Consider the following 25,226-nt stretch of genomic DNA (forward strand, 5'->3'; position numbering starts at 1 on the left):
CCTGAAAACTATTTCAAGCGATAGTAAAGCTCACGGTACGACTTCGCCGCGACCTGCCAGCTAAAATCCATTGCCATAGCCTGACGTTGCACAAACCGCCACAGTGAAGGGCGAGACCACAGAACAAAAGCGCGTCGAATAGCCCGTAACAGCGACCAGGCATTACTATCTTCAAAGACAAACCCACTGGCGACGCCATCTGCAAGGTTCTCAAGAGAACAGTCAGAAACCGTATCAGCAAGCCCACCGGTACGCCGCACCAGCGGCAGCGTACCGTACTTCAATCCATAAAGTTGCGTTAAGCCGCACGGTTCAAAACGGCTGGGAACCAGAATGACGTCCGCGCCGCCCATAATGCGATGCGAAAATGCTTCGTGATAACCAATCTGCACACCAACCTTGCCGGGATGTTCCGCCGCTGCAGCAAGAAAACCTTCCTGCAATACCGGATCGCCCGCGCCGAGCAGCGCCAGTTGTCCGCCCTGTTCCAGAAGACCCGGTAAGGCTTCCAGCACCAGATCCAGACCTTTCTGGCTGGTCAGACGGCTCACCACTGCAAAAAGCGGCACTTTATCGTCAACCTTAAGCCCCATTGCGATTTGCAACTGGCGCTTATTCTCCGCTTTATCCTCCAATGAATCGCGGGTGTAACGCGAGGCTAAAAGTAAGTCCGTCTCGGGACTCCATATTTTCTCGTCCACGCCGTTCAGTACGCCGGAAAGTCGTCCTTCACGATGACGCTGCTGGAGTAAACCTTCCATACCGTAGGCAAACTGTGGTTCAGTAATCTCACGAGCGTAGGTCGGACTAACCGCTGTAATGTGGTCGGCGTAATACAATCCGGCCTTCAGGAAAGAGATCTGCCCGTTGAACTCCAGCCCGTGAACATTAAAGAATGACCATGGCAATTGGATGTCATTCATGTGATGTGCATAAAACATGCCTTGATAGGCCAGGTTGTGCACAGTAAACACCGACTTCGCCGGACGCCCATTTGCCGCCAGATACGCAGGCGCAAGACCTGCATGCCAGTCGTGCGCGTGCACAACATCAGGGCGCCAGAATGGGTCAAGCCCGCTTGCCATCTCCGCTCCAACCCACCCGAGCAGTGCAAAACGCAATACGTTGTCGGTGTAAGCAAATAAGTTGGTATCGTGATACGGGCTTCCGGGACGATCGTAGAGATGCGGTGCATCAATCAGGTAAATGCCAACCCCGTTGTAATGCCCAAACAGCAGCGTGAAATGTCCGGCAAAGGTATCACGGCGAGATACCACCTTCGCATCGGTCACGCCACGGCGAATATCGGGAAATGCAGGCAACAGTACGCGAGCGTCAACGCCGTCTGCGATTTGTGCTGCGGGTAATGCCCCAATAACATCAGCCAGACCGCCGGTTTTAAGCAGCGGGAACATCTCTGAACATACATGTAAAACCTGCATTATCGCTCCTGTTTATACCCTAACTTCCGTAGCATTTCGCGCGTAACCAGCACAATGCCTTCTTCTGAACGATAGAAACGACGTGCATCCTCTTCTGCATCCTCACCAATCACCATTCCTTCCGGAATGACACAAGCGCGGTCAATGACGCAGCGACGCAGACGGCACGAGCGACCTACCCACACTTCCGGTAGCAATACGGCGGAATCAATGTTGCAGAATGAATTCACGCGAACGCGTGAGAACAGAACGGACTGCACCACCACCGAACCAGAGATCACACAACCGCCGGAAACCAGTGAGTTAAGGGTCATCCCGTGGCTACCGGAGCGATCCTGAACGAATTTCGCTGGCGGCAATGATTCATTGTAGGTGCGAATCGGCCAGTTGCGATCGTACATATCCAGTTCCGGCACGACAGAAGCCAGATCCAGGTTCGCTTTCCAGTAAGCCTCCAGTGTCCCGACATCACGCCAGTACGGCTCGGCGTCCGGGTCGGACTGTACACAAGAGAGCGGGAATGGATGCGCGTAGGCGAGGCCTGCTTCGGTAATTTTTGGAATCAAATCCTTACCAAAGTCGTGGCTGGAGTTTTCATCACGATCGTCTTCTTCCAGCAGTTCATACAGGTACTCTGCGTCAAAGACGTAGATCCCCATACTCGCTAAAGATTTGCTCGGATCGTTTGGCATTGACGGCGGGTTAGCTGGTTTTTCAACAAATTCGATAATTTTATCGTTCTCATCAACCGCCATAACGCCAAATGCAGAGGCTTCTTCAATCGGTACAGGCATACAAGCAACGGTACAGCGCGCACCTTTTTCGACGTGGTCGATAAGCATTCGCGAATAGTCTTGCTTGTAGATATGGTCACCGGCCAGGATCACCACATACTCCGCTTTATAGCGGCGGATGATATCGAGGTTTTGAGTGACCGCATCTGCGGTACCACGATACCAGTTCTCCCCTTTCATTCTCTGCTGCGCAGGCAGCAGATCGACAAACTCGTTCATTTCTTCATTGAAGAACGACCAGCCGCGCTGAATATGCTGCACCAGAGTGTGAGACTGGTACTGGGTGATCACGCCCATACGACGGATCCCAGAGTTGATGCAGTTGGACAGCGCAAAGTCGATAATGCGGAACTTACCGCCGAAGTGTACGGCAGGCTTTGCTCTCTTATTGGTTAAATCCTTCAGGCGGGTACCACGTCCTCCCGCCAGTATCAGGGCAACAGATTTCAATGGCAGCTGGCGCGCCAACATTAAGTGATCGTTCTTCTCTAAACTAATCATGACTAACTCCTTTTTTATCATCTCTGGAACACACACAGTCCGTGTGCAGGTCCCGGCCAGACAGCCGTAATCACTGGGTTATCCTCTCCAGCGAATGGGGGAATGGCACGCCACTCCCCAGCAGGTAAAACAATCTCTGTTACCTCAAGCGTGGCGTTTATTGCGATCAAAAAACGATCCGAAAGCAAAATTTGCAGCTGCTTTGGCCCGTTTTGCCACTCATCCGAGCTTAAAGGTTGAGCATATCGATTCAGCCAACGGACGTTGCCATCGCCTTCTTCCCACCAGCGATCCTCTACCAAAGCAGGAATGCGCTTGCGCAGATGGATTAACGCGGCGGTAAACGCGGTTAAACCACTACTTGCTTGCGACCAGTCTAACCACGTTAGTTGGTTATCCTGACAGTAAGCATTGTTATTGCCATGCTGGCTGTGACCGTGTTCGTCACCGGCCAGTAACATCGGCGTACCCTGGGAGAGCAACAACGTTGTTAACAGGGCGTGAATGCTGTCGCGCCGCCGTTCAACCAGATCAAGAGTTCCGCCTAACCCTTCTTTACCATGATTGTTACTGTAATTGTTGTTGGTCCCGTCGCGATTTTCTTCTCCGTTTGCTTCATTGTGTTTATGGTTAAAACAAACGCAGTCGCGAAGCGTAAAACCGTCATGCGCTGTGACCAGATTAATCGCGGCACTCGGCTGACGGCCATTACGTTTAAAAACATCGCTGGAGGCGGCAAAGCGTCCGGCAAACTCTCCCAGAGGCAAATCATAATGCAGCCAGAAACGGCGGGCGGCGTCGCGGAAATGATCATTCCACTCGGCAAACAGCGGCGGGAAATTCCCCACCTGATAGCCACCGGGCGCGATATCCCACGGTTCAGCAATCAGCTTCACCTGCGAAAGCACCGGGCAATTCTGGATAGCCGTAAACAGCGGCGCATCCTGACGAAACTCCGGTGTTCGTCCCATGACTGCTGCGAGATCGAAGCGGAAGCCATCAACGTGGCAGGTTTCTACCCAGTAGCGTAGACAGGCGCTGGCGTACTCCACCACAGCTGGATGACTCAAATTGAGCGTATTGCCGCAACCGGTCCAGTTGTGATAATCGCCGTCTTCTCTTATCCAATAATAGCTACGGTTGTCGATCCCGCGCAGTGAGAATAGCGGGCCGTCGAGATCCAGTTCCGCACTGTGGTTGAGCACGATGTCAAGAATGACTTCAATGCCCGCTTTGTGCAGGGCTTTGATTACATCGCGGAACTCATCCAACGCCGTTTCGGGTGAGCATGCATACGCTGGGTGCAGCGCAAACAGCGCCACCGGGTTGTAACCCCAGTAGTTGCTCAACCCCATGCGTTGCAGGCGCGGTTCACTGGCAAACTGCGCCACTGGCAACAGTTCCAGTGCGGTAATGCCCAACTGTTTTAAATAGTTGATCATCACCGGATGACCGAGCGCTTTATAGGTCCCACGGATCTCGACCGGGATCTCCGGGTGCAAGTAGGTTAAGCCTTTGACATGGGCTTCATAAATGATGGTACTGCCCCACGACGTGCGCGGCGGGGCATCATCTTCCCAGTCATAGTGATCCACGACCACTACGCATTTCGGCGCAATAGCAGCGTTGTCGCGATAGTCAGGTTCACTATGCCCGGCGTGCAGCAGCGGGTTATCTTTAAATTCCCCGACAATTTGCCGCGCGCAAGGATCAATCAACAACTTCGCCGGATTAAAGCGATGTCCCATGGCGGGTTGCCATGGGCCATGAACGCGATAACCATAATGCAACCCCGGGCGCGCATCCGGTAGATAACCGTGCCAGATGTCACCGCTTCGTCCTGGCAAATCATACCGATGTTCGATGCCCTGGGCGTCAAACACACACAGCTCTACCCGTTCGGCATGAGCGGAGAAGAGCGTGAAGTTAACGCCCTGGCCGTCGTAATGCGCGCCAAGAGGAGCGGGATTGCCAATGGCAAGTTGTGTCATTATCCCTCCCGGACCAGCCAGATAGTGGCCAGCGGCGGTAGCGTAAGGCTTAATGAATGCTGGCGACCGTGGCTGGCGATCTCATCACTGTGTACCGCGCCGCCATTACCGGTATTGCTACCGTGATAGTGCATGGAATCAGTGTTGAGGATTTCTCGCCATTTACCCGGCTGATTAATGCCAAAGCGATAATCATGACGCGGCACCGGCGTAAAGTTACTGGCAACGATAATTTCATTACCCTCTTTATCACGGCGAACAAAAATCAGCACCGAACGCTCATGATCATCCACCACCAGCCATTCAAAGCCGTAGCCGTCGAAATCCAGCTCATGCAGAGCTTTGTGGTGACGATAAGTATGGTTCAGATCGCGTACCAGTCGCTGGACACCGTGATGCCAGTTGTCGCCACCTTCCAGCAGATGCCAGTCGAGGCTGGCATCGTGGTTCCACTCACGCCCTTGGGCAAATTCGTTACCCATGAACAACAGTTTCTTGCCCGGGAACGCCCACATCCAGGCATAGTAGGCTCGCAGATTGGCAAACTTCTGCCATGCATCGCCTGGCATCCTGTCGAGAATCGATTTTTTGCCGTGCACCACTTCGTCATGAGACAGCGGCAGGACGAAGTTTTCAGTGTAGTTGTAGAGCATCCCGAAGGTGAGTTTATTGTGGTGGTATTGACGATAAACCGGGTCGAGCTTCATGTAATCCAGAGTGTCGTGCATCCAGCCGAGGTTCCACTTGTACCAGAAGCCCAGACCACCAATATCCTGCGGGCGGGAAACGTTCGGGAAGTCGGTAGACTCTTCCGCCATCGTCACCGCGCCCGGTACTTGCTCACCGATAATACGGTTGGTATTGCGTAAAAATTCAATCGCTTCCAGATTCTCGCGCCCACCAAACTCGTTCGGGATCCACTCGCCCTCTTTACGGCTGTAATCACGATAAATCATCGAAGCAACCGCATCGACGCGCAGCGCATCGATACCAAAACGCTCGATCCAGTACAGCGCGTTACCAACGAGGAAGTTACTGACTTCACGGCGGCCATAGTTGTAAATCAGGGTGTTCCAGTCCTGATGGTAGCCTTCACGCGGATCGCTGTGTTCATACAGATTTGTGCCGTCAAATTCGGCAAGTGCAAAGTCATCTGTCGGGAAGTGGCCCGGCACCCAGTCGAGAATCACGTTCAAACCTGCTGCGTGGGCGGCATCAATGAAATAGCGGAAATCATCGCGAGTGCCAAAACGGCGAGTTGGCGCATACAAACCTGTCGGCTGATAGCCCCAACTGCCATCGAATGGATGTTCGTTAATTGGCAGCAGTTCGAGGTGGGTAAAGCCCATCCATTTAGCGTAAGGCACCAACTGATCGGCAAGTTCGCGGTAGCTTAACCAGAAGTTGTTGTCGGCGTGACGACGCCATGACCCCAGGTGAACTTCATAGATAGAAATTGGCGCATCAAACTGATTCGCTTTTTTGCGCTCTTCGGTCTGCACGACCTTTTCAGGCAGTCCGCAAATAAGAGAAGCGGTTTCCGGGCGCATCTGCGCTTCGAAGGCATAAGGATCAGACTTCAAACGCAGATTGCCATTGGCATCAATCATTTCGTATTTATAGAGCTGACCGTTATGCGCGCCAGGGATAAACAGTTCCCAGATGCCGCTCTCTTTACGCAGGCGCATCGGGTGACGACGACCATCCCAGTAGTTGAATTGCCCAACAACCGAGACACGGCGGGCATTTGGCGCCCAGACAGAAAAACGCGTGCCGGTAACGCCATCCATAGTATCTGCGTGCGCACCTAAGGTTTCATATGGGCGCAGGTGGGTACCTTCAGATAACAGCCAGGCGTCCATTTCCTGGATTAAAGGGCCAAAACGGTAAGGATCATCAATCAGATTCTGCTGGCCATGCCAGACAACCGCCAACTGATAGCGGAAAAAATTTTTACGCCGAGGAACGACGCCGCTGAAGAATCCACGAGAGTCGAGACACTCCAGTTTAGCGACTTTGCGTCCAGTTTTTGGTTCAATTACCCACACATCTGTGGCGTCAGGTAAAAGGGCACGGACTTCCAGTCCCGCTGTGGTTTTATGCATTCCAAGTACGGAAAAAGGATCCGCAAAATGACCTGCAATTAGCGCGTTAATCACGTCTCTATCGATACGATCGGACATGCTTGTCTTCCTGTTTTATTGTGTCACCCCATCCAACTAATTTTTGACATCTGGTTGTGACATTTTTTTGACCTGAACGGCGCAGCACTCTGTGCATCCTCTCTACGCCGTCCTCACTTCAGGTAAGGCATTGAATACGTATGTATCCCGCCACCCTTAAAGAATAGCCAATGCTCTATTTAACTCCCGGTAAATCATGAAACATCTGCGCTTACTCCTGTACTACGCACTAAAAGGGGCAGCATTACGCCCCAAATTTAATGAATAAACATTACGCCAGTTGACGAAGCATCCGGCGTAGCGGCTCCGCGGCCCCCCACAGCAGCTGGTCGCCCACGGTAAAGGCTGACAGGAACTCAGGTCCCATATTCAGCTTACGCAGACGGCCTACCGGCGTGGTCAGCGTACCGGTGACGGCAGCTGGGGTTAGCTCACGCATAGTGATTTCGCGATCGTTTGGAACCACTTTTGCCCACGGGTTATGGGCCGCCAACAGTTCTTCCACGGTCGGAATAGACACATCTTTTTTCAGTTTGATGGTGAATGCCTGGCTGTGGCAGCGCAACGCCCCGACACGCACACACAAACCATCTACCGGAATAACGGAAGATGTGTTGAGAATCTTGTTGGTTTCCGCCTGCCCTTTCCATTCTTCGCGGCTCTGACCGTTATCAAGCTGTTTGTCGATCCACGGAATCAGGCTGCCCGCCAGCGGCACGCCAAAGTTATCCACTGACAACTCGCCGCTGCGGGTTAAGGTCGTGACTTTGCGTTCAATATCGAGAATAGCAGAGGACGGTGTCGCGAGTTCATCCGCCACATGGCCATACAGTTGGCCCATCTGGGTTAACAACTCACGCATATGTCGCGCACCACCGCCGGAAGCCGCCTGGTAGGTTGCAACGGAAACCCAATCAACAAGATCATTGGCGAATAAACCGCCCAACGACATCAACATCAGGCTTACGGTACAGTTACCGCCAACAAAAGTCCTGATGCCTTTATTTAATCCATCAGTAATGACGTCCTGATTGACTGGGTCAAGAATGATGATGGCGTCATCTTTCATGCGCAGAGACGATGCTGCGTCAATCCAGTAACCTTGCCATCCGCTCTCACGGAGCTTTGGATAGATTTCGTTGGTATAATCGCCGCCCTGACAGGTTACGATGATATCGAGAGCCTTCAGCGCCTCCAGATCAAAGGCATCCTGAAGTGTGCCAGAAGCACCGCCGAAGGAAGGCGCAGCCTGACCAGACTGTGAAGTCGAAAAGAAGACAGGGCGAATGGCGTCGAAGTCGCGCTCTTCAACCATGCGTTGCATGAGAACGGAGCCGACCATACCGCGCCAGCCGATAAAACCAACATTTTTCATAAGCGTTTTTTTCCTGCAAAGATGTGTGCTGTATATATGTGCCGGTGTCCTCATGGCACATCTTTCACCATACAAAAAGCAGCCAAAGTCGCAAGTGAAATTAATCAATGATAGCGAAGCCATCAGTAATGCGACTTATCCTGCTTTCGTAGCACGCAGAAAGTCCACGGCAATTATCAGGGAACTTGAGTTATGAATGAAATCATTTCTGCAGCAGTTTTATTGATCTTGATTATGGATCCGCTCGGAAACCTACCTATTTTTATGTCCGTACTGAAACATACAGAACCGAAAAGACGTCGGGCAATCATGGTGCGAGAGTTGCTTATTGCTCTCATGGTGATGCTGGTGTTCCTGTTTGCGGGTGAGAAAATTCTGGCATTTCTTAGCCTGCGGGCGGAAACCGTCTCCATTTCTGGCGGCATCATTCTATTTCTGATCGCCATTAAGATGATTTTCCCCAGTGCTTCAGGCAATAGCAGTGGGCTTCCGGCAGGTGAAGAGCCGTTTATTGTGCCGCTGGCAATCCCATTAGTTGCAGGGCCGACTATTCTCGCCACATTAATGTTGCTGTCTCACCAGTACCCGAATCAGATGGGGCATCTGGTGATTGCGCTGCTGCTGGCCTGGGGCGGCACCTTTGTCATCCTGCTACAGTCATCGCTATTTTTACGTCTGCTGGGCGAGAAAGGAGTGAATGCGCTGGAACGCCTGATGGGATTGATTCTGGTGATGATGGCAACCCAGATGTTCCTCGACGGCATTCGAATGTGGATGAAGGGGTAACGAGGAGAGTTTTTCGAAAAGAGCCCGGTAGCGTCAGAACTACCGGGCGAACAAACTTAACTCAACAGCTGGAACGCAATCATCCCAACGATGGCACCGACAGTGCCGAGGATGGTTTCCATCATGGTCCAGGTTTTCAGCGTTTCGGCTTCGGTCGCGCCGGTAAATTTACCGAACAACCAGAAGCCAGCGTCGTTAACGTGGCTGACGACAATCGAACCACCGGCGATACAAATCGACAGCGCCGCCATTTGCGCACCGGAATAATTCAGCTGTTCAATAACCGGCATCACCAGTCCTACCGCCGTTAAACAAGCAACGGTGGCAGACCCCTGAATGATGCGCACTGCAGCTGCCAGCACGAAGCAGGTGATGGCAATCGGCAGCCCCATCCCGGTTAACGCTTCGCCCAATGCCGGACCTACGCCAGAGTCAACCAGCACCTGTTTGAACACGCCGCCTGCACCAATCACCAGCAGAATGATCCCCGCCGGTTGCAGCGCGTGACCGCAAATCTCCATCACTTTGTCTTTTGGCATGCCCTGACGCATTGCCAGGCCGTAAATTGCCACCAGGCAAGCAACCAGAATCGCAGTAAACGGATGACCGATGAACTCAAACCATTCGTAAGCAGTTGATCCTTCTGGTACAAAACGCGCAGCAATGGTTTTAAGACCTACCAGCACCAGCGGCAGCAGGATCAGCGACAGGCTGAATCCGAAGGATGGCATTTTGCCTTCACCGAGATGCGGTTCGCTGATGTCGTCAGGAATGTGCAGCTCAACGTAACGACTGATGAAGTTACCCCACAGCGGCCCGGCAATAATCATCCCCGGAATTGCCGCACACAGGCCAATCAGGATCATCCAGCCAAAGTCGGCATTCATCTGCGATGCCAGCAGCATCGGCGCTGGTCCAGGCACCAGAAATGCCGCCGCTGCCGCCACGCCTGCGAACAACGGGATCACCAGTTTCACCAGATTCGTGCCGGTATGGCGCGCCATCGAGAAGGCAACGCTAATCAGCAGAACAATCGCCACTTCAAAGAACAGCGGCAGCGCACAAACCAGACCCGCAAGGCCAATGGCATAATGCGCGCGGCTGTGACCGAAGGATTTGAGCATTTTGACGGCAATCTGATCGACTGCGCCGGTTTCATGTAAGATCTTGCCAAACATGGCTCCCAGGGCGACAACCACCGCCAGGAAGCCGAGGGTGCCTCCCATCCCTTTTTCCATCGTCGCTGCGATTTTATCGAGCGGCATACCGGAAAAAAGGCCAGCCCCCATAGACACCACCATCAAAGCCAGGAAAGCGTGCATACGCGCCTTCATGACTAAAAACAGCAGCAGTAAAACAGACCCTACTGCTGTTAAAACAAGCGTTAATGTAGTCACTACTTATTTGCCTTTTTTTATAACCTCAATGGTGCTTGCCACAACACCTTCCAGCGGTTGATCGATATCCACCACCAGTACATCGGTTTCGTCCGCACCCGGCTCCTGCAGCGTTTCAAACTGCGTCACCAACATTTGGGTCTTAAAGAAATGGCCTTTGCGCGCTTTCAGGCGGCTTTCAATCACATCAAAATCGCCTTTCAGGTAGATGAAAGAGAGATTCGGATTACCTTCACGCAGCAGGTCGCGATAGTGTTTTTTCAGTGCAGAGCAGACGATCAGCGACACTTTATTGGTACGCTGCATAGCAAACGCGGCGTCGTTCAGCGCCTGCAACCACGGTTTGCGATCGTCATCATTCAACGGTTCGCCAGACGCCATTTTTTCGATATTGCGGCGCGGATGGAGGAAATCGCCATCAAGAAACGCGGCATGAAGTTGATGCGCCACTTCACTGGCGACCGCAGATTTGCCGCTGCCCGATACGCCCATTAAGACGTAAATGTGGTGATCATGATTAGTCGTGCTCAAAGTGGTGCCCCCACAGTACAAGAATTAAGAATGTTACGGGTAACTGTTATCGGTAACATTCTCCAGCCGGACAAAAACAGAAGCAATATCCATCCGTGCCTTAAGTGTATAAGTGTGAGCTACTTCAAATTTGTAGGCTTAAATAGATCCACCTGGTGACAAGGTGAAACCTAAATCTAACATTTTCGGCGTCACCGCTTCGCCACGAATACGCGCCAGCAGGCGTTCAGCGCCAATGCTGCCCATCCGCTCACGCGGCGTCAGCACACTTGCCAGCCGTGGCTCCATCACCTGACCAATGTCATGACCGTGGAAACCGGCAATCGCCATATCGTCAGGAACTTTCAACCCCAGACGCTGACATTCAAACGCCGCGCCGACCGCCAGGTCATCGTTGGTACAGAACACGCCATCCAGTTGCGGATATTCCCGCCGCGCCTGACGAATCAGTTCAATACCGGAAGAGTAAGAAGAAGATTGTTCAACCATCACGCTATATGGCACCAGGCCTGCATCCAGCATCGCCTGCTCATATCCCTTCTGTTTGATGATAGTACGTTCGTCGAGACGTGCGCCGAGATAAGCAATGTGTCGATGCCCGCGAGCAATAATGGCAGCAGTCATCTGGCGTGCCGCTTCAAAGTTATTAAAACCGACAGCGATATCGAGGCACGGCGACTGGCTGTCCATCAGCTCCACCACCGGAATACCCGCCACTTCAATCATCTTTAAGGTGCGTGGCGTGTGGGTGCGTTCGGTAAGGATCAGGCCATCGATATTCCATGAGAGCATCGATTCAAGGCGTTCTTGCTCCATTTCCGGCTTATAACCGTAGTGCGCCAGCATCGTCTGATAACCGTGCGCGTCGGTGACGCTTTCGATACCGCGTAAAACCTCAGCGAAAACCTGGTTGGTGAGAGAAGGTAACAGGACGCCAATCGCCCGGCTGGTGGCGTTAGAGAGGATATCGGGCGCACGATTGGGAATATAACCCAGTTCATCAAGAGCGGCGGCAATCTTGCCACGTAGAGCGACGGAAACCTGCTCCGGGTTACGCAAAAAACGGCTGACCGTCATCTTGGTCACGCCTACACGGTCAGCCACATCCTGAAGTACGGGTCTTTTCTTTTTCATCGTCCTGAAAGGTACAAAAGGGATAGATTCCTTTAGTTTACCACGGACGCATCACAACCTTCCTGATTCCTCAGGAAGGTTTGTGAGATAAATTTAGACTGGCGGTAAATCGAACAGCAGGATTTCACTGTCGCTATCAGCGTGGACGGAAATCGCCTGCTCATCCCAAATCGCCAGACCATCGCTGGTCGAGGCTTTTACGCCGTTAATAGTGACATTACCTTTCACCACCTGGATCCAGATGCGGCGTTCAGCGGCAATCTGATGTATCGACTGCTCATCTTTTACCAGCGCCCAGCGGTACAGTTCCATATCCTGATACACTTTCAGCGAACCGTCACGCGCATCCGGCGAGAGCACCAGTTGTTTGCCCTGCACGGCATCGAAGCGACGCTGTTCATAACGCGGCGTAATACCGTTTTCTTCTGGCATGATCCAGATCTGATACAGATGCAGACGCTCGGTGCTGCTTGGGTTGTACTCTGAGTGGCGAATCCCCGTACCCGCACTCATAATCTGAAACTCGCCCGCCGGAACCTGCTCTTTATTGCCCATGCTGTCCTGGTGCTCAACAGTACCTTCCAGCACGTAGGTCAAAATTTCCATATCTTTATGCGGGTGAGTGCCGAAGCCCTGCCCTGCTTCAATCACGTCGTCGTTAATCACGCGCAGCGCGGAGAAGCCCATAAAGTTCGGATCGTAATAATTGGCAAAAGAGAAAGTATGCCAGGAGTCCAGCCAGCCATGATTAGCATGACCGCGTTCATTTGCTTTGCGTAAGTAGATCATTTGTATTCGCCCCCTGAATGATTTCGATGGGCTTAGTGTGGACCCGATCTGCCTGGGATGATAGAGGGTGAAAATTGACCCCTCTGTTCAAAAAAATTGAACTATTCGAGGGGCCATCAAACTTACTTCGCGAGAGTCACTGTGGAGGGAGAAGCTTGTTCAAAACCGCGCTCAAGGATTTCCAGATTAGTAAGAACTTCAGATTCCTTGACGTAATTTGGCACCCCGCTGGTGATGGTTTTGTACAACGCATCATACACATGTCCATAGTCGCCCATCTCCGGCTTCATCTCTTCTCTGACCGTAACGCCCTCGTCATTGACATACTCCAGCACACCGACCGAATCATCCGCTGCGAATCCCGGTTCGCCCGGCATAATATTAGCCTTCAGGCTGGTTTCCTGCTGGTCGATGCCGTATTTAATAAATGTACCTTTCTTACCGTGAACGATAAATTTCGGATAATCGATTTTCACCAGATGACTGGTTTTAACGATGGCTTTCAAATCGCCATAAAACAGCTGCGCTTCAAAGGTGTCGTCCGGATTGGCTTTATTACGCAGGCTGCGAATGTCGTAAGCCACATGATCCGGGCGACCGAACAGCGAGATAATCTGGTCGAGGGTATGCACGCCAAGGCCATAAAATGCACCATCTTGCGGCAGCCCCGGTTTAGTTTCTGCCACCGGGCGGTAGTAGTCAAAATGGCTCTCCACTTCGACAATCTCTCCTAGCTTGCCGCTTTCAATCGCTTTTTTCGCTGTCAGGAAGCAGGAGTCAAAGCGACGATTCTGATACGGCGTGACGGTCAGCCCTTTACTTTTCGCCAGCGCAAACAGCTCTTTCGCCTGCGCAAGCGTCGGGGTGAACGGTTTTTCGACCAGTACATTTTTCCCGGCTTCCAGCGCGCGCTTCGCGTACTCGAAGTGGCTGTCCGCATGGGTGCAGACAACAACCAGCTTAACATCGGGATCGTTTAACACTTCGTCGAGATCGCTGGTGAAATGGATATGAGAGTAAATGGGGGCCTGTTCTTCCGGCTTCGCATGGCGGCGAAAAATATGCGCGACATGCCAGCTATCCTTGCGGTTAAGTACATACGGCAGATGGTAACGGGTGGTGCTTTTGCCGAAGCCAATAAAGGCGCAGTTGATGACCATGATTTCATCCTTTTTAAGGTGGTTATTTACACCTTAGCGCAAAGCGGACGCGGTTCCTATGCCTGGGCTTCAGTACGTCAGATTGTTGGCAAAGTGCACTTTGATCATGCCGGATGCGGCGTGAACGCCTTATCTGACCTACGGTTCAGGACTATTTGTAGGCCTGATAAGCGTAGCGCATCAGGCGATTTTGCATTTGTCTCAACACGAGGAACACTTCCCGTGGACAAAATGACAAGCAAAAAAAAGCCAGCACCCGGCTGGCTAAGTAATACTGGAAGCAATGTGAGCAATGTCGTGCTTTCAGGTTCTCCGCGAGGGTCTTCCTGATCGCGAGACAATAATAATCATTCTCATTCGCACTTGTCCAACACTTTTTGCAAAAAAATGCATTTGACTCGTATTTGAAAGTCAATGATGTTGAAAGGGACATTTACCCTAAAGAGGACAGAGGAATGAGTGAGATAGTGATACGCCACGCTGAAACGCGCGATTACGAGGCCATTCGGCATATCCACGCCCAGCCGGAGGTGTATTACAACACGCTACAGGTGCCTCATCCGTCAGAGCCAATGTGGCAGGAGCGACTCGCCGATCGTCCCGGCATCAAGCAACTCGTCGCCTGTATTGATGGAACTGTAGTAGGCCATCTCACCATTGATGTACAGCAACGCCCACGCCGCAGTCATGTTGCCGATTTTGGTATCTGTGTCGACGCCCGCTGGAAGAATCGCGGTGTCGCCAGCGCCCTGATGCGAGAGATGATTGAAATGTGCGACAACTGGCTGCGGGTAGATCGTATTGAGCTAACGGTGTTCGTCGATAACGCGCCAGCAATTAAGGTCTATAAAAAATTTGGCTTTGAGATTGAAGGGACTGGCAAGAAGTACGCGCTGCGTAATGGTGAATATGTCGATGCGTATTATATGGCGCGGGTGAAGTAAGATAGTGCCCTTTTTCTGAGATGGAAAAAGGGTGTCATTCAAAATCGGCATACCTTCCTTTAATGTATTTATTTTCCCAATAAATATATGAGATTTACCTCATAATTACTTCCTAAAGTGTAATATTTTATTTTTTAATATATACGCCTACAATTTCCTGGAGTAAATAAATAACAATTAACAAGCATAATAGTGCCATTGATAAAATAGCATGCCATAAAAGGACTTTTCAGGGATGAGTAATATTGTTTATCTGACAGTAACGGGAGAACAACAAGGAAGCATCTCCGCAGGTTGTGGGACTACTGAATCTATAGGTAATCGCTGGCAGAGCGGGCATGAGGATGAAATATTTACATTCTCACTCTTAAATAGTATTACTAATACGGGGCTTGGTTCACAGTTCCATGGTATAACATTTTGTAAATTAATTGATAAAAGCACTCCATTATTTATTAATTCCATTAACAATAATGAACAATTATTTATGGAATTTGACTTCTATCGAATAAATAGATTTGGTAGATGGGAAAAGTATTATTATATACAACTAAGAGGCGCTTTTTTATCGGCTATTCATCACCAGATCTTTGAAAACCAACTGGATACAGAAACAATAACTGTTAGTTATGAATTTATCCTCTGCCAACATCTTATCACTAACACCGAGTTCAGCTATTTGGCACTCCCTGAAAATTATAACCGCTTGTTTTTACCAAATTCAAAAAACAAAACAAATAATGGTTTAAAAACGTTAAACAGCGAAGCTGTTGGCAGGCTACTTGCTGCTGGTGGCGTATACAATGGGAACATTGAAGGATTCAGAGATACTGCGGAAAAACTGGGTGGAGATGCAATCAAAGGCTATGATCAAATACTAAATGAAAAAACAGCGGGCATAGCGATAGCAACAGCATCTATTCTTTTAACAAAGCGTTCTAATGTTGATACATATACAGAAATAAATAGTTACTTAGGCAAACTTAGAGGTCAACAAAAACTTCTTGATGGTATAGACATAATAGAAATAATATACATTAAGAGACCTTCAAAAGACTTAGCTAACTTACGAAAGGAGTTTAATAAAACTGTAAGAAAAAATTTTCTTATCAAACTTGCAAAAACCTCCGAAGCATCTGGAAGATTCAACGCCGAAGACCTTTTAAGAATGAGAAAGGGCAATGTTCCTCTAAATTATAATGTTCACCATAAACTATCTCTAGATGATGGTGGTACTAATGATTTCGAAAATTTAGTATTAATCGAAAACGAACCATATCATAAAGTTTTTACTAACATGCAATCACGAATAGCTAAGGGAATATTAGTAGGTGAAAGCAAAATCACTCCTTGGGCCATTCCATCTGGCTCAATTTATCCTCCCATGAAAAATATTATGGAACCCACAAAATGATGACTAAAACCCAAATAAATAAATTAAAAAAAATGATGAATGATTTAGACTATCCATTTGAAGCACCGCTCAAGGAATCATTTATTGAAAGTATAATCCAAATAGAATTTAATTCTAATTCAACTAATTGCCTGGAGAAGTTATGTAATGAAGTTAGTATTCTCTTTAATAATCAACCTGATTATCTTACTTTTTTAAGAGCAATGGATGGATTCGAAGTTAATGGATTACGATTATTTAGCCTTTCGATTCCAGAACCTTCAGTTAAAAACCTTTTTGCCGTAAATGAATTTTATAGAGATAATGATGATTTCATAAATCCTGACTTACAAGAACGGTTAGTGATCGGGGATGATAGCATTTCAATATTTACTTATGACATTAAAAGTAACTTTTTTGAAATTAGAGATAATATTGGCACAGAAAATATATTCAGTTCGTTTAGTGATTTCTCTTCATTCTTAAACGAAATCATGGACAGTTGTTCATAATAATAAAAAGGTAACCAAAATCATTGTAAACCATGCCATCTTTTTAGAGTTTACCAGCAGTAAATTTCTTGATCGAAATTTATCAATACAAGCTATGGAAAAACTTACAACGGAACTACACTCCTTAAGTGAGATGGACCGAAGACATGTAGTCGCTATTTAAACTGAAATAGCTAATGGCGATGATGATCTTAGTGACATGTTGATTTGGTTAGAATTTTACCAGAATCATAAGATTCTGATATCTTAAATGAGCAAATCCGGTTCGACGTTCTGGAAAATAAATCACAAAATATTAGCAGATACTTATTTTGTGACTATACCTTATCCGATGAACTCTTTTCAAAACCAGCATTTAATAATATCTTTGACGAAGATGAACGCGTCTTTGCTCAATGTATAACGCAGGAATAATAATATAACGCTCAACAATAATATTTATTATAATTATGATTACTTATCACGACGCATTCGCGAAAGCGAACAATTACCTTGATGATGCAAATCTCCCGGTCGTCATTACTCTACATGGACGCTTTAGCCAGGGCTGGTATTTCTGTTTCGAAGCACAAGAATTTCTTGAATCTGGTGATGAGGCCGCGCGTTTAGCTGGTAACGCGCCTTTTATTATTGATAAAGACAGTGGTGAAATTCATTCTCTGGGAACGGCAAAGCCGCTGGAAGAATATCTACAGGATTATGAAATAAAAAAGGCTACCTTCGGCTTGCCTTGACAATACGGCCCTCTTCCCACGAAGAGGGCCGCTAACCTTAATACCCCGCAGTTAAATCATCCACCGAGCGCGGGTCGGATGCGCCGTACAACTCGCCGTCCGGCGCAACCATAATGCTTTGTGTACTGCCCATCGCCTCTTTCAGCGCCACTTTCTGACCTTTTGCTTCCAGCAGCTTGAGCGTATCCGGGCTAAACCCCTTCTCGACTCGCAGCTCGTCCGGCAACCACTGATGGTGGAAACGCGGCGCATTGGTCGCTTCGGCAACGTTCATTCCATAATCGATGCTATTCACCACCATTTGCAGCACGGTGGTGATAATCCGGCTCCCGCCAGGGCTTCCGGTGACCAACCAGGTTTTACCGTCTTTCACCACAATAGTTGGTGACATCGACGACAGCGGACGTTTGTTCGGCCCGACGGCGTTAGCATCACCGCCCACCAGCCCGTAAACGTTCGGCACGCCCGGTTTGGCGGAAAAATCATCCATCTGGTTATTAAGCAGAATACCGCTCTCGCCCGCGACAATACCCGTACCGAAGGTGGTGTTCAACGTATAGGTCACCGCTACCGCGTTACCGTCTTTATCCACCACTGAGTAATGGGTAGTTTGATTACTCTCATAAGGCGCAAGTTTGCCTGGGCGGATTTCGCTGGACGGCTTCGCTTTGTTGATATCAATTTGGTCAGCAATGGATTTGGCATAGGCTTTATTGGTCAGCGCCTGCCACGGGACTTTGACAAAATCCGGGTCACCAAGATATTCCGAGCGGTCGGCGTAGGCGTATTTCTCAGCTTCTGCCATGATTTGCATCGCATCAGCACTACCAAAGCCGTATTTCTGCATATCGAAGTTTTCCAGAATATTGAGGATCTGTACGATATGGATCCCGCCGGAAGATGGCGGTGGCATGGAGTAAACCTGATACCCGCGATAATCGCCGCTTATCGGCGTGCGTTCGACCGCTTTATACGCTGCTAAATCTTCTTTCGTGATCAAGCCGCCGTTTTTCTGCATCTCCTGGGCAATCTGCTCCGCTATCGTGCCTTTATAGAATTCATCCGGGCCGTTTTCAGCAATCATCTCCAGGCTCTTTGCCAGGTTCGCCTGCACCAGTTTGTCGCCCTTTTTCAGCGGCTCGCCCTCTTTCCAGAAGATAGCTTTGCTGTTTTCGTGATTCGGCAACACTTCGCTACCGTAGGTTTTGAGATCGTCTGCCAAAGCGTCGTTAACGATAAAACCATCGCGTGCCAGTTTAAACGCCGGTTGCACCACTTTGTTCAGCGGCATGGTGCCGTATTTATCCAACGCCAGCGAGAAACCTGCTACCGTACCGGGCGTGCCGGAAGCCAGATGCGAAGTGAGTGATTTTTTGCTGTCCGGGTTGCCCTGATCATCAAGGAACATATCGCGGGTCGCTTTGGCGGGCGCCATTTCGCGGAAATCGATAGCCGTGGTATTGCCATTTTTCGAGCGGATTAACATAAAACCACCGCCGCCCAGATTCCCCGCCTGCGGATGCGTTACCGCCAGCGCGTAGCCCACCGCCACAGCAGCATCAACGGCATTACCACCTTCTTTAAGGATATCCACTCCCACCTGAGTGGCAGTAGCATCCACAGAAGCCACCATCCCCTGCTTTGCGCGTACCGGATGGAAGACATCTTCCTCCACACCATAAGAAACAGGTGGCGCGGCTGCCGCACTAAAACAACATCCTGAAAGCAAAGCTGTAATCGCCGCCCGGCGTAAAAACGTCGGTTTTATCATCGTTATTCTCCAGTTATGTGTGGGGCAACCCCAGCTAAGCCTGGTATATAACTCTGAATTAATCATCGTTTTGCTGGGAAGCGAGTAAACTTAAAGGATATCTTCAGAGGAGGATACGCGATGAAACGACTTCTGCTTTTGACGGCACTCCTGCCGTTTGTCGGCTTTGCACAGCCCATTAATACTCTGAACAACCCTAACCAGCCTGGGTATCAGATCCCCAGTCAGCAGCGGATGCAAACCCAGATGCAGACTCAGCAAATCCAGCAAAAAGGGATGCTGAATCAGCAACTGAAAACACAGACGCAATTGCAGCAGCAGCATCTAGAGAATCAGATTAACAGCAACTCGCAGCGGGTATTGCAGTCGCAGCCGGGGGAGCTAAATCCCGCCCGGCAGCAAATGCTGCCCAACACCAACGGCGGGATGTTAAACGGCAGCCGTAATCCGGATAGTTCGTTGAATCAGCAGCATATGCTGCAAGAGAGGAGAAACGGCGACATGCTGAATCCGCCCAGCACGTCGCAGCCTGACATTCCGTTGAAAACTATTGGGCCGTAAAGTTCGGACCAATCACATCAATCGCATCGGTACAGATGCAATCCACGCCCCAGCGCAGCAACTCTGCCGCGCGCTGGGGTTTGTTGACGGTATACACCAGAATCCGTAATCCGGCGTCTTTCAACTGCATCACTCGCGCTTTATCGAGCAACTTATGATTGAGATGAATAGAGACGCAGCCCAGCCGCGTGATCAGTTCGCGCCAGTCGTCGCGCCACTCATCAAGCAATAAACCACGCGGCAGTTCCGGTGCCGCCAGTTGCGCAGCTTCTAAAGCATCAATCTCAAACGATGACAGCAGCGGCGGCGTCATACCGGCCCACAGTTCGCGTGCCGCCAGCGCCACCATTTTTCCCGTTAATGGCCCGGTGCCAGTGGTGGGCTTGATTTCGATATTCGCCATCATCCCATGTTCGCGACAGCGTTCCGCCACCTGCGAAAGCAACGGCAGCGGCTCACCTTTAAACGCTTTGCTGTACCAACTGCCTGCATCCACGCGCAGTAAATCCTGCCAGTTTAGTTCGCCCGCAACGCCCCAACCGTTGCTGGTACGCTCGAGATTATCGTCATGGAGCAGGAAGATCTCGCCATCTTTCGATAATTTCGCGTCAAATTCGATCATCTTATGACCGTATTTTGCCCCCACATCGATTGCTGCCAGGGTGTTTTCCGGCGCCAGTTTACCGCCGCCACGGTGGGCGACGATGCGGGGATAAGGCCAGTTACTCATACTCGTTGTCCTGTTTCACCATCAAAAAGATGTAGCTGGTTTTCCGGCAGATGCAGCCACAGCGTGCTGCCTGCCGTCGGGCGCTCCTGATGCGCCAGTCGCACCACCAGCTTCTGCTCGCCCCAGCGCCCGTGTGCCAGATTATCAGCGCCGAGGATCTCCAGCGTGTCCATCACCAGCGGAACGCCACCTTCTGCCTGCGAGCTTAGCGCTATATGTTCCGGGCGAATGCCGAGAGTCATTTTACGCCCGGCATACTGACGGTAGCCACCGTTTAGCGGCAGCACAATACCGCCGTCCAGTTCGAAGTACGTGCCTTCGTTATTCACGCGGCCTGTCAGCAGGTTCATCGCCGGACTGCCAATAAAACTCGCCACAAACAGGCTGGCGGGCTTTTCGTACACTTCAACCGGTGTGCCAATCTGTTCGGCAACGCCGCCGTTCATCACCATTACTCGCTGGGCAAGCGTCATCGCCTCAACCTGATCGTGAGTGACATATAAAGAGGTCGTTTTCAGGCGACGGTGCAGTTGTTGTAGTTCAAGCCGCATCTGCACGCGCAGCTTGGCATCGAGGTTAGAGAGCGGCTCATCAAACAAGAACACCGCCGGATCGCGCACAATCGCGCGGCCCATCGCCACGCGCTGCCGCTGACCGCCGGAAAGCTCGCGCGGTCGGCGTTTAAGTAGCCCGTCCAGTTCAAGAATACGTGCCGCCTCTTTGACGCGCTCGGCTATTTGCTGCTTGCCCATGCCACGAATTTTCAGCCCCCACGCCATGTTTTCTTCAACACTCATATGCGGATAAAGCGCGTAGTTCTGGAACACCATCGCAATCCCGCGATCTTTTGGCTCCATTTCGGTCACGCGCTGGTCGTTGATCCAGATATCGCCTTCCGTCACCCGCTCCAGCCCGGCAACCATGCGCAATAACGTCGATTTCCCGCAGCCAGACGGCCCGACCATCACGATAAATTCGCCATCCGCCACATCAAGGGTCAGCGGTTTAATGACCTGGGTTTTGCCATCCCAGCTTTTGGTTACTGCCTGTAATTTCAGTCCTGCCATCTTATTTCTCACTATCGACCAGGCCGCGCACAAAGGCACGCTGCATCACTAAAACAATCACTACTGGTGGGATCAGGGTTAACAACATCGCAGCCATCACCGAGTTCCATTCCGTGGTGCCTTCGCCAGTGGCGATCATCCCTTTGATCCCTGCAACGGTGGTGCCGAGATCAACGTCGGTAATAATCAACAACGGCCACAAATACTGGTTCCAGCCGTAAATAAAGGTGATCACAAACAGCGCCGCCAGATTGGTTTTGGACAACGGAAAGACAATGTCGCAAAAGAAGCGCATTGGCGATGCGCCATCGATCCGCGCCGCTTCCACCAGCTCATCCGGCAGCGTCATAAAGAACTGGCGGAAAAGAAACGTGGCGGTCGCCGAGGCCATCAGCGGCAGCGTTAAACCGGCGTAGCTGTCGAGCATCTTCAGGTTGGCGATGACTTCCACCGTCGGGAAGATACGCACTTCAACCGGCAACATCAGGGTGATAAAAATCATCCAGAAGAAGAGGTTACGTAGCGGAAAACGAAACCAGACAATGGCAAATGCCGAAAGCATCGAGACGGTAATTTTGCCGAGCGTAATGCTGAACGCCATCACGAAGCTGTTAAGCAACATCCGCCAGAACGGCGCGCTATTCGTGCCTACCCCGTTCACCCAGATGTTGTGGATGTTTTCCAGCAGATGCGTGCCGGGAATAAGCGTCATCGGCGCGGCGTAGACGGCTTGTTTATCCAGCGTCGCCGCGACAAACGCCACGTACAGTGGGAAGAGGATCACCGCGATCCCGAGGATCAGCATGGTATGGCTGAATATTGTCAGCCACGGACGGTTCTCAATCATTGGTAACGCACCTTGCTTTCAACATAGCGGAACTGCACCACCGTCAGCACGATGACGAGGAACATCAACACTACCGACTGCGCGGCAGACGAAGCCAGATCCAGTCCGGTAAAGCCTTCGCGGTAGATCTTATAAATCAGCGTCGTGGTAGCCTGAACGGGTCCACCGGACGTGGCGGCGTCGATCACCGGGAAGGTATCGAAGAAGGCGTACACCAGGTTCACCACCAGCAGGAAAAAACTCACTGGGGCGATAAGCGGCAGCGCAATCTTAAAGAAGCGGCGAATCGGCCCTGCGCCGTCGATGGCTGCAGCTTCGATCAACGAACGGGGAATGGATTGCAGCGCGGCATAGAAGAACAGGAAGTTGTAGCTGATTTGCTTCCACACCGAGGCAAACACCACCAGGAACATCGCCTGACCGCTGTTTTGCGCGTGGTTCCAGTCGTAGCCGAACTCGGCGAGAAAATGGGTGATCAGCCCGCGACCAGGGTTAAACAAAAATATCCACAATACGGCGGCAACGGCGGGAGCCACGGCGTAAGGCAGCAGCATTAAGGTTTGATAGAAACGGCTGCCGCGCACGATGTACTCCACCAGCGCCGCAAAGAACAGCGACACCAGCAAACCGCTGACGGTGACAAAGGTGCTGAATTTTATCGTCGTCCAGAAGGAGTCGAGATAATAGCTGTCATGGAACAGCGTGACGAAGTTATCCAGGCCGACAAACTGGCTGGAAAAACCAAACGGATCGACGCTTTGTAGCGAGTACCACAACGCCTCGCCCGCAGGCCAGATAAAAAAGATAACGGTGATGATGAGCTGCGGCGCGACCAGCAAATAAGGCAGCCAGCGCGAGCGAAACACCGGACGGGATGATGACATTACGGTTAATTCCTGAACTGTGCCGGATACGCTTCGCTTATTCTGCCTACACACGATGGCAGGTCGGATAAGCGAAGCGCACCCGACATTTCACTGGTTAAGACTTCGTCGATTTCTCAAAGCGGCGCAGCAACTGATTCCCACGCTCAACGGCGGTATCCAGCGCCTGCTGTGGCGTCTTCTTACCGGTCCACACGCTCTCCAGCTCTTCATCCACAATCACGCGGATCTGCGGCATGTTGCCCAGACGCAGCCCTTTGGTGAACGGCAACGGCGGCTTGTTCAGCATCTGACGCGTCGCGGTATCCGCCCCTGGGTTTTTCTCGTAAAAGCCCTGCTCACGCGTCAGGTCATACGCCGCTTTGGTGATTGGCAGATAACCGGTTTTCTGATGCCACTCAGCAGCGTTTTCTGGCCTGGCGAGGAAGTCGAGGAACTTCGCCACACCGGTATACGTTTCTTTATCTTTGCCCTGCATTACCCACAGGCTGGCTCCGCCGATAATGGCGTTTTGTGGCGCATCTTTCGCATCGGCGTCGTAAGGCATCATCCCTACGCCGTAGTTGAATTTGGCGTACTCGCGAATGTTGGCAAGAGAACCAGAAGAGGCAGTCGTCATTGCGCAATCACCGTTATAGAACTTCTCGGTGGATTCATCCTTACGCCCGACGTAGCTGAAATCGCCCTTCTTGTTCATCTCTTCGAGCATGGCGATGTGTTTCACCTGCTCCGGCTTGTTGAACTCAAGCACCGCGTCTGTGCCGTCAAAGCCGTTGTTTTTGCTGGCAAACGGCAGACCGTTCCAGGCGCTAAAGTTTTCCAGTTGGATCCAGCCCTGCCAGCCGCTGGCGTAGCCACACTTCATGCCGGAGGCTTTCAGTTTCGCGGCATAGTCAGCCAGATCCTGCCAGGTTTTCGGCGGCTGTTCCGGGTCTAACCCAGCTTTCTTGAAGGCGTCTTTGTTGTAATAGAGAATGGGAGTCGAGCTGTTGAACGGCTGGGAGAGTAAGTGGCCCGTTTTGCTATCGGAGTAGTAACCTGAAACCGTCGGCACAAACTGAGACTCATCGAATTGAATCCCCGCCTCTTTAAACACGTCATACACCGGTTTAATGGCTTTCGACGCCATCATGGTGGCGGTGCCAACTTCATAAACCTGCAAAATAGCCGGAGCGTTGCCGGTACGAAATGCGGCAATCCCCGCACTTAAATTCTGTTCGTAGTTGCCTTTATAGGTCGGTACAATTTTGTAATCCGGGTTTTCGGCGTTAAAACGTTGAGCCAGAGAATCAACCTCTTTACCCAGTTCCCCTTCCATAGAATGCCAGAAGGGAATAGTTGTCACTGCCTGCGCATTGCCCATTAACGCCAGTCCGAGCGCCAGTGCTGAAGCTGTATAATGTAACGGTTTCATCGTTTATCTCTCTTGTTGTACCGAATGCGCGAATTCACGCGTTTTATGCTCGCGGGGTAACATGACATGCTCGAATTACAGAAAAATAACTTTTTTGTTACATTTGTAAGATAGTAAGGTGTCAGAAAGATGACAAGGCAGTGACGGCGTGGGTGAGGGAAAATGGGAGATGGGACACGGATAAGCGGGAAAAATAGAAGGTCTGTGCCAAAATCTACAGATTGTAGATAATGTGCTCATCGTTTCATGCTGGATGCGGCGTAAACGCCTTATCTGGCCTACAAGA

At 50.8% G+C, this 25,226-nt stretch carries 22 protein-coding genes and 1 pseudogene; 7 read left to right on the forward strand and 16 right to left on the reverse strand.

Annotated features, from left to right (window positions below; translation table 11 throughout):
* Positions 1-8: 8 nt before the first annotated feature.
* The 5 genes from glgA to asd form a co-directional block, all read right to left on the reverse strand.
* Positions 9-1,442: a glycogen synthase GlgA gene (gene glgA, locus FEM44_RS08115; protein ID WP_135522483.1), complete on the reverse strand. Its 1,434-nt coding sequence runs from the start codon at positions 1,440-1,442 to the stop codon at positions 9-11.
* A complete protein-coding gene (glgC, locus tag FEM44_RS08120; protein WP_064527654.1) occupies positions 1,442-2,737 on the reverse strand; it encodes a glucose-1-phosphate adenylyltransferase in 1,296 nt (431 codons plus the stop codon). The genes glgA and glgC overlap by 1 nt, the downstream gene beginning before the upstream one ends.
* 17 nt (positions 2,738-2,754) lie before the next feature.
* Positions 2,755-4,728 (reverse strand): glycogen debranching protein GlgX, encoded by a 1,974-nt coding sequence (gene glgX / locus FEM44_RS08125; protein WP_135522482.1) that lies wholly within the window; start codon positions 4,726-4,728, stop codon positions 2,755-2,757.
* Positions 4,728-6,911, reverse strand: a complete 2,184-nt coding sequence (glgB, locus tag FEM44_RS08130; protein ID WP_135522481.1) for a 1,4-alpha-glucan branching enzyme — start codon at positions 6,909-6,911, stop codon at positions 4,728-4,730. Before glgB ends, glgX begins: the two co-directional genes overlap by 1 nt.
* 271 nt (positions 6,912-7,182) lie before the next feature.
* Complete coding sequence (asd, locus tag FEM44_RS08135) at positions 7,183-8,286, reverse strand: aspartate-semialdehyde dehydrogenase (RefSeq protein ID WP_064527660.1); 1,104 nt, start codon at positions 8,284-8,286, stop codon at positions 7,183-7,185.
* Positions 8,287-8,478: 192 nt separating this feature from the next.
* Between asd and yhgN the strand changes: the two genes are divergently transcribed.
* Positions 8,479-9,072 (forward strand): NAAT family transporter YhgN, encoded by a 594-nt coding sequence (gene yhgN / locus FEM44_RS08140; protein ID WP_130217718.1) that lies wholly within the window; start codon positions 8,479-8,481, stop codon positions 9,070-9,072.
* Between the two features lie 56 nt (positions 9,073-9,128).
* Here the strand turns inward: yhgN and gntU are convergent, their stop codons facing one another.
* The 5 genes from gntU to FEM44_RS08165 form a co-directional block, all read right to left on the reverse strand.
* Complete coding sequence (gene gntU, locus FEM44_RS08145; RefSeq protein ID WP_000210111.1) at positions 9,129-10,469, reverse strand: gluconate transporter; 1,341 nt, start codon at positions 10,467-10,469, stop codon at positions 9,129-9,131.
* Between the two features lie 3 nt (positions 10,470-10,472).
* Positions 10,473-11,000 carry a gluconokinase gene (gene gntK / locus FEM44_RS08150; protein WP_000108330.1) on the reverse strand — a complete coding sequence of 176 codons (528 nt, stop codon included), beginning with the start codon at positions 10,998-11,000 and terminating at the stop codon, positions 10,473-10,475.
* A gap of 138 nt (positions 11,001-11,138) precedes the next feature.
* Positions 11,139-12,134 carry a gluconate operon transcriptional repressor GntR gene (gntR, locus tag FEM44_RS08155; protein ID WP_130209047.1) on the reverse strand — a complete coding sequence of 332 codons (996 nt, stop codon included), beginning with the start codon at positions 12,132-12,134 and terminating at the stop codon, positions 11,139-11,141.
* Positions 12,135-12,227: 93 nt separating this feature from the next.
* Positions 12,228-12,923 carry a quercetin 2,3-dioxygenase gene (gene yhhW / locus FEM44_RS08160; RefSeq protein ID WP_135522480.1) on the reverse strand — a complete coding sequence of 232 codons (696 nt, stop codon included), beginning with the start codon at positions 12,921-12,923 and terminating at the stop codon, positions 12,228-12,230.
* A gap of 122 nt (positions 12,924-13,045) precedes the next feature.
* Complete coding sequence (locus FEM44_RS08165; protein ID WP_135522479.1) at positions 13,046-14,083, reverse strand: oxidoreductase; 1,038 nt, start codon at positions 14,081-14,083, stop codon at positions 13,046-13,048.
* A gap of 455 nt (positions 14,084-14,538) precedes the next feature.
* Between FEM44_RS08165 and yhhY the strand changes: the two genes are divergently transcribed.
* From yhhY to FEM44_RS08195, 5 genes and pseudogenes are all read left to right on the forward strand, one after another.
* Entirely contained in the window at positions 14,539-15,027 is a 489-nt protein-coding gene (gene yhhY / locus FEM44_RS08175) for an N-acetyltransferase (protein WP_135522478.1), read from the forward strand.
* Positions 15,028-15,262: 235 nt separating this feature from the next.
* Positions 15,263-16,441 (forward strand): Hcp1 family type VI secretion system effector, encoded by a 1,179-nt coding sequence (gene tssD, locus FEM44_RS08180; protein ID WP_138158961.1) that lies wholly within the window; start codon positions 15,263-15,265, stop codon positions 16,439-16,441.
* A complete protein-coding gene (gene yrhA, locus FEM44_RS08185) occupies positions 16,438-16,932 on the forward strand; it encodes a protein YrhA (RefSeq protein ID WP_135522477.1) in 495 nt (164 codons plus the stop codon). The genes tssD and yrhA overlap by 4 nt, the downstream gene beginning before the upstream one ends.
* A 94-nt stretch (positions 16,933-17,026) precedes the next feature.
* Positions 17,027-17,182, forward strand: a pseudogene (locus FEM44_RS08190) (protein YrhD).
* Between the two features lie 199 nt (positions 17,183-17,381).
* Positions 17,382-17,666: a YrhB family protein gene (locus tag FEM44_RS08195; protein WP_135522476.1), complete on the forward strand. Its 285-nt coding sequence runs from the start codon at positions 17,382-17,384 to the stop codon at positions 17,664-17,666.
* Between the two features lie 37 nt (positions 17,667-17,703).
* Here FEM44_RS08195 and ggt read toward each other — a convergent pair whose 3' ends face one another.
* On the reverse strand, positions 17,704-19,437 hold the full coding sequence (gene ggt, locus FEM44_RS08200; RefSeq protein ID WP_135522475.1) for a gamma-glutamyltransferase: 1,734 nt from the start codon (positions 19,435-19,437) through the stop codon (positions 17,704-17,706).
* A 120-nt stretch (positions 19,438-19,557) separates the two neighbouring features.
* On the opposite strand from ggt, the gene FEM44_RS08205 reads away from it, so the two are divergent.
* On the forward strand, positions 19,558-19,998 hold the full coding sequence (locus tag FEM44_RS08205) for a DUF2756 family protein (protein ID WP_135522474.1): 441 nt from the start codon (positions 19,558-19,560) through the stop codon (positions 19,996-19,998).
* Here FEM44_RS08205 and ugpQ read toward each other — a convergent pair.
* The 5 genes from ugpQ to ugpB form a co-directional block, all read right to left on the reverse strand.
* On the reverse strand, positions 19,985-20,728 hold the full coding sequence (gene ugpQ, locus FEM44_RS08210) for a glycerophosphodiester phosphodiesterase (protein ID WP_135522473.1): 744 nt from the start codon (positions 20,726-20,728) through the stop codon (positions 19,985-19,987). The two genes, FEM44_RS08205 and ugpQ, sit on opposite strands and share 14 nt — an antisense overlap.
* A complete protein-coding gene (ugpC, locus tag FEM44_RS08215) occupies positions 20,725-21,795 on the reverse strand; it encodes a sn-glycerol 3-phosphate ABC transporter ATP binding protein UgpC (RefSeq protein WP_135522472.1) in 1,071 nt (356 codons plus the stop codon). The genes ugpQ and ugpC overlap by 4 nt, the downstream gene beginning before the upstream one ends.
* 1 nt (position 21,796) lies before the next feature.
* On the reverse strand, positions 21,797-22,642 hold the full coding sequence (gene ugpE, locus FEM44_RS08220; protein WP_000572164.1) for a sn-glycerol-3-phosphate ABC transporter permease UgpE: 846 nt from the start codon (positions 22,640-22,642) through the stop codon (positions 21,797-21,799).
* Positions 22,639-23,526, reverse strand: coding sequence for a sn-glycerol-3-phosphate ABC transporter permease UgpA (ugpA, locus tag FEM44_RS08225; protein ID WP_000099289.1), 888 nt, complete (start codon positions 23,524-23,526; stop codon positions 22,639-22,641). Before ugpA ends, ugpE begins: the two co-directional genes overlap by 4 nt.
* Before the next feature lie 97 nt (positions 23,527-23,623).
* The gene (gene ugpB / locus FEM44_RS08230; RefSeq protein WP_135522471.1) at positions 23,624-24,940 is read right to left on the reverse strand and encodes a sn-glycerol-3-phosphate ABC transporter substrate-binding protein UgpB; all 1,317 of its coding nucleotides are present in this window, start codon (positions 24,938-24,940) and stop codon (positions 23,624-23,626) included.
* Positions 24,941-25,226: the final 286 nt, after the last annotated feature.

It is taken from the genome of Escherichia sp. E4742, assembly GCF_005843885.1.
Classification (GTDB): Bacteria; Pseudomonadota; Gammaproteobacteria; order Enterobacterales; family Enterobacteriaceae; genus Escherichia.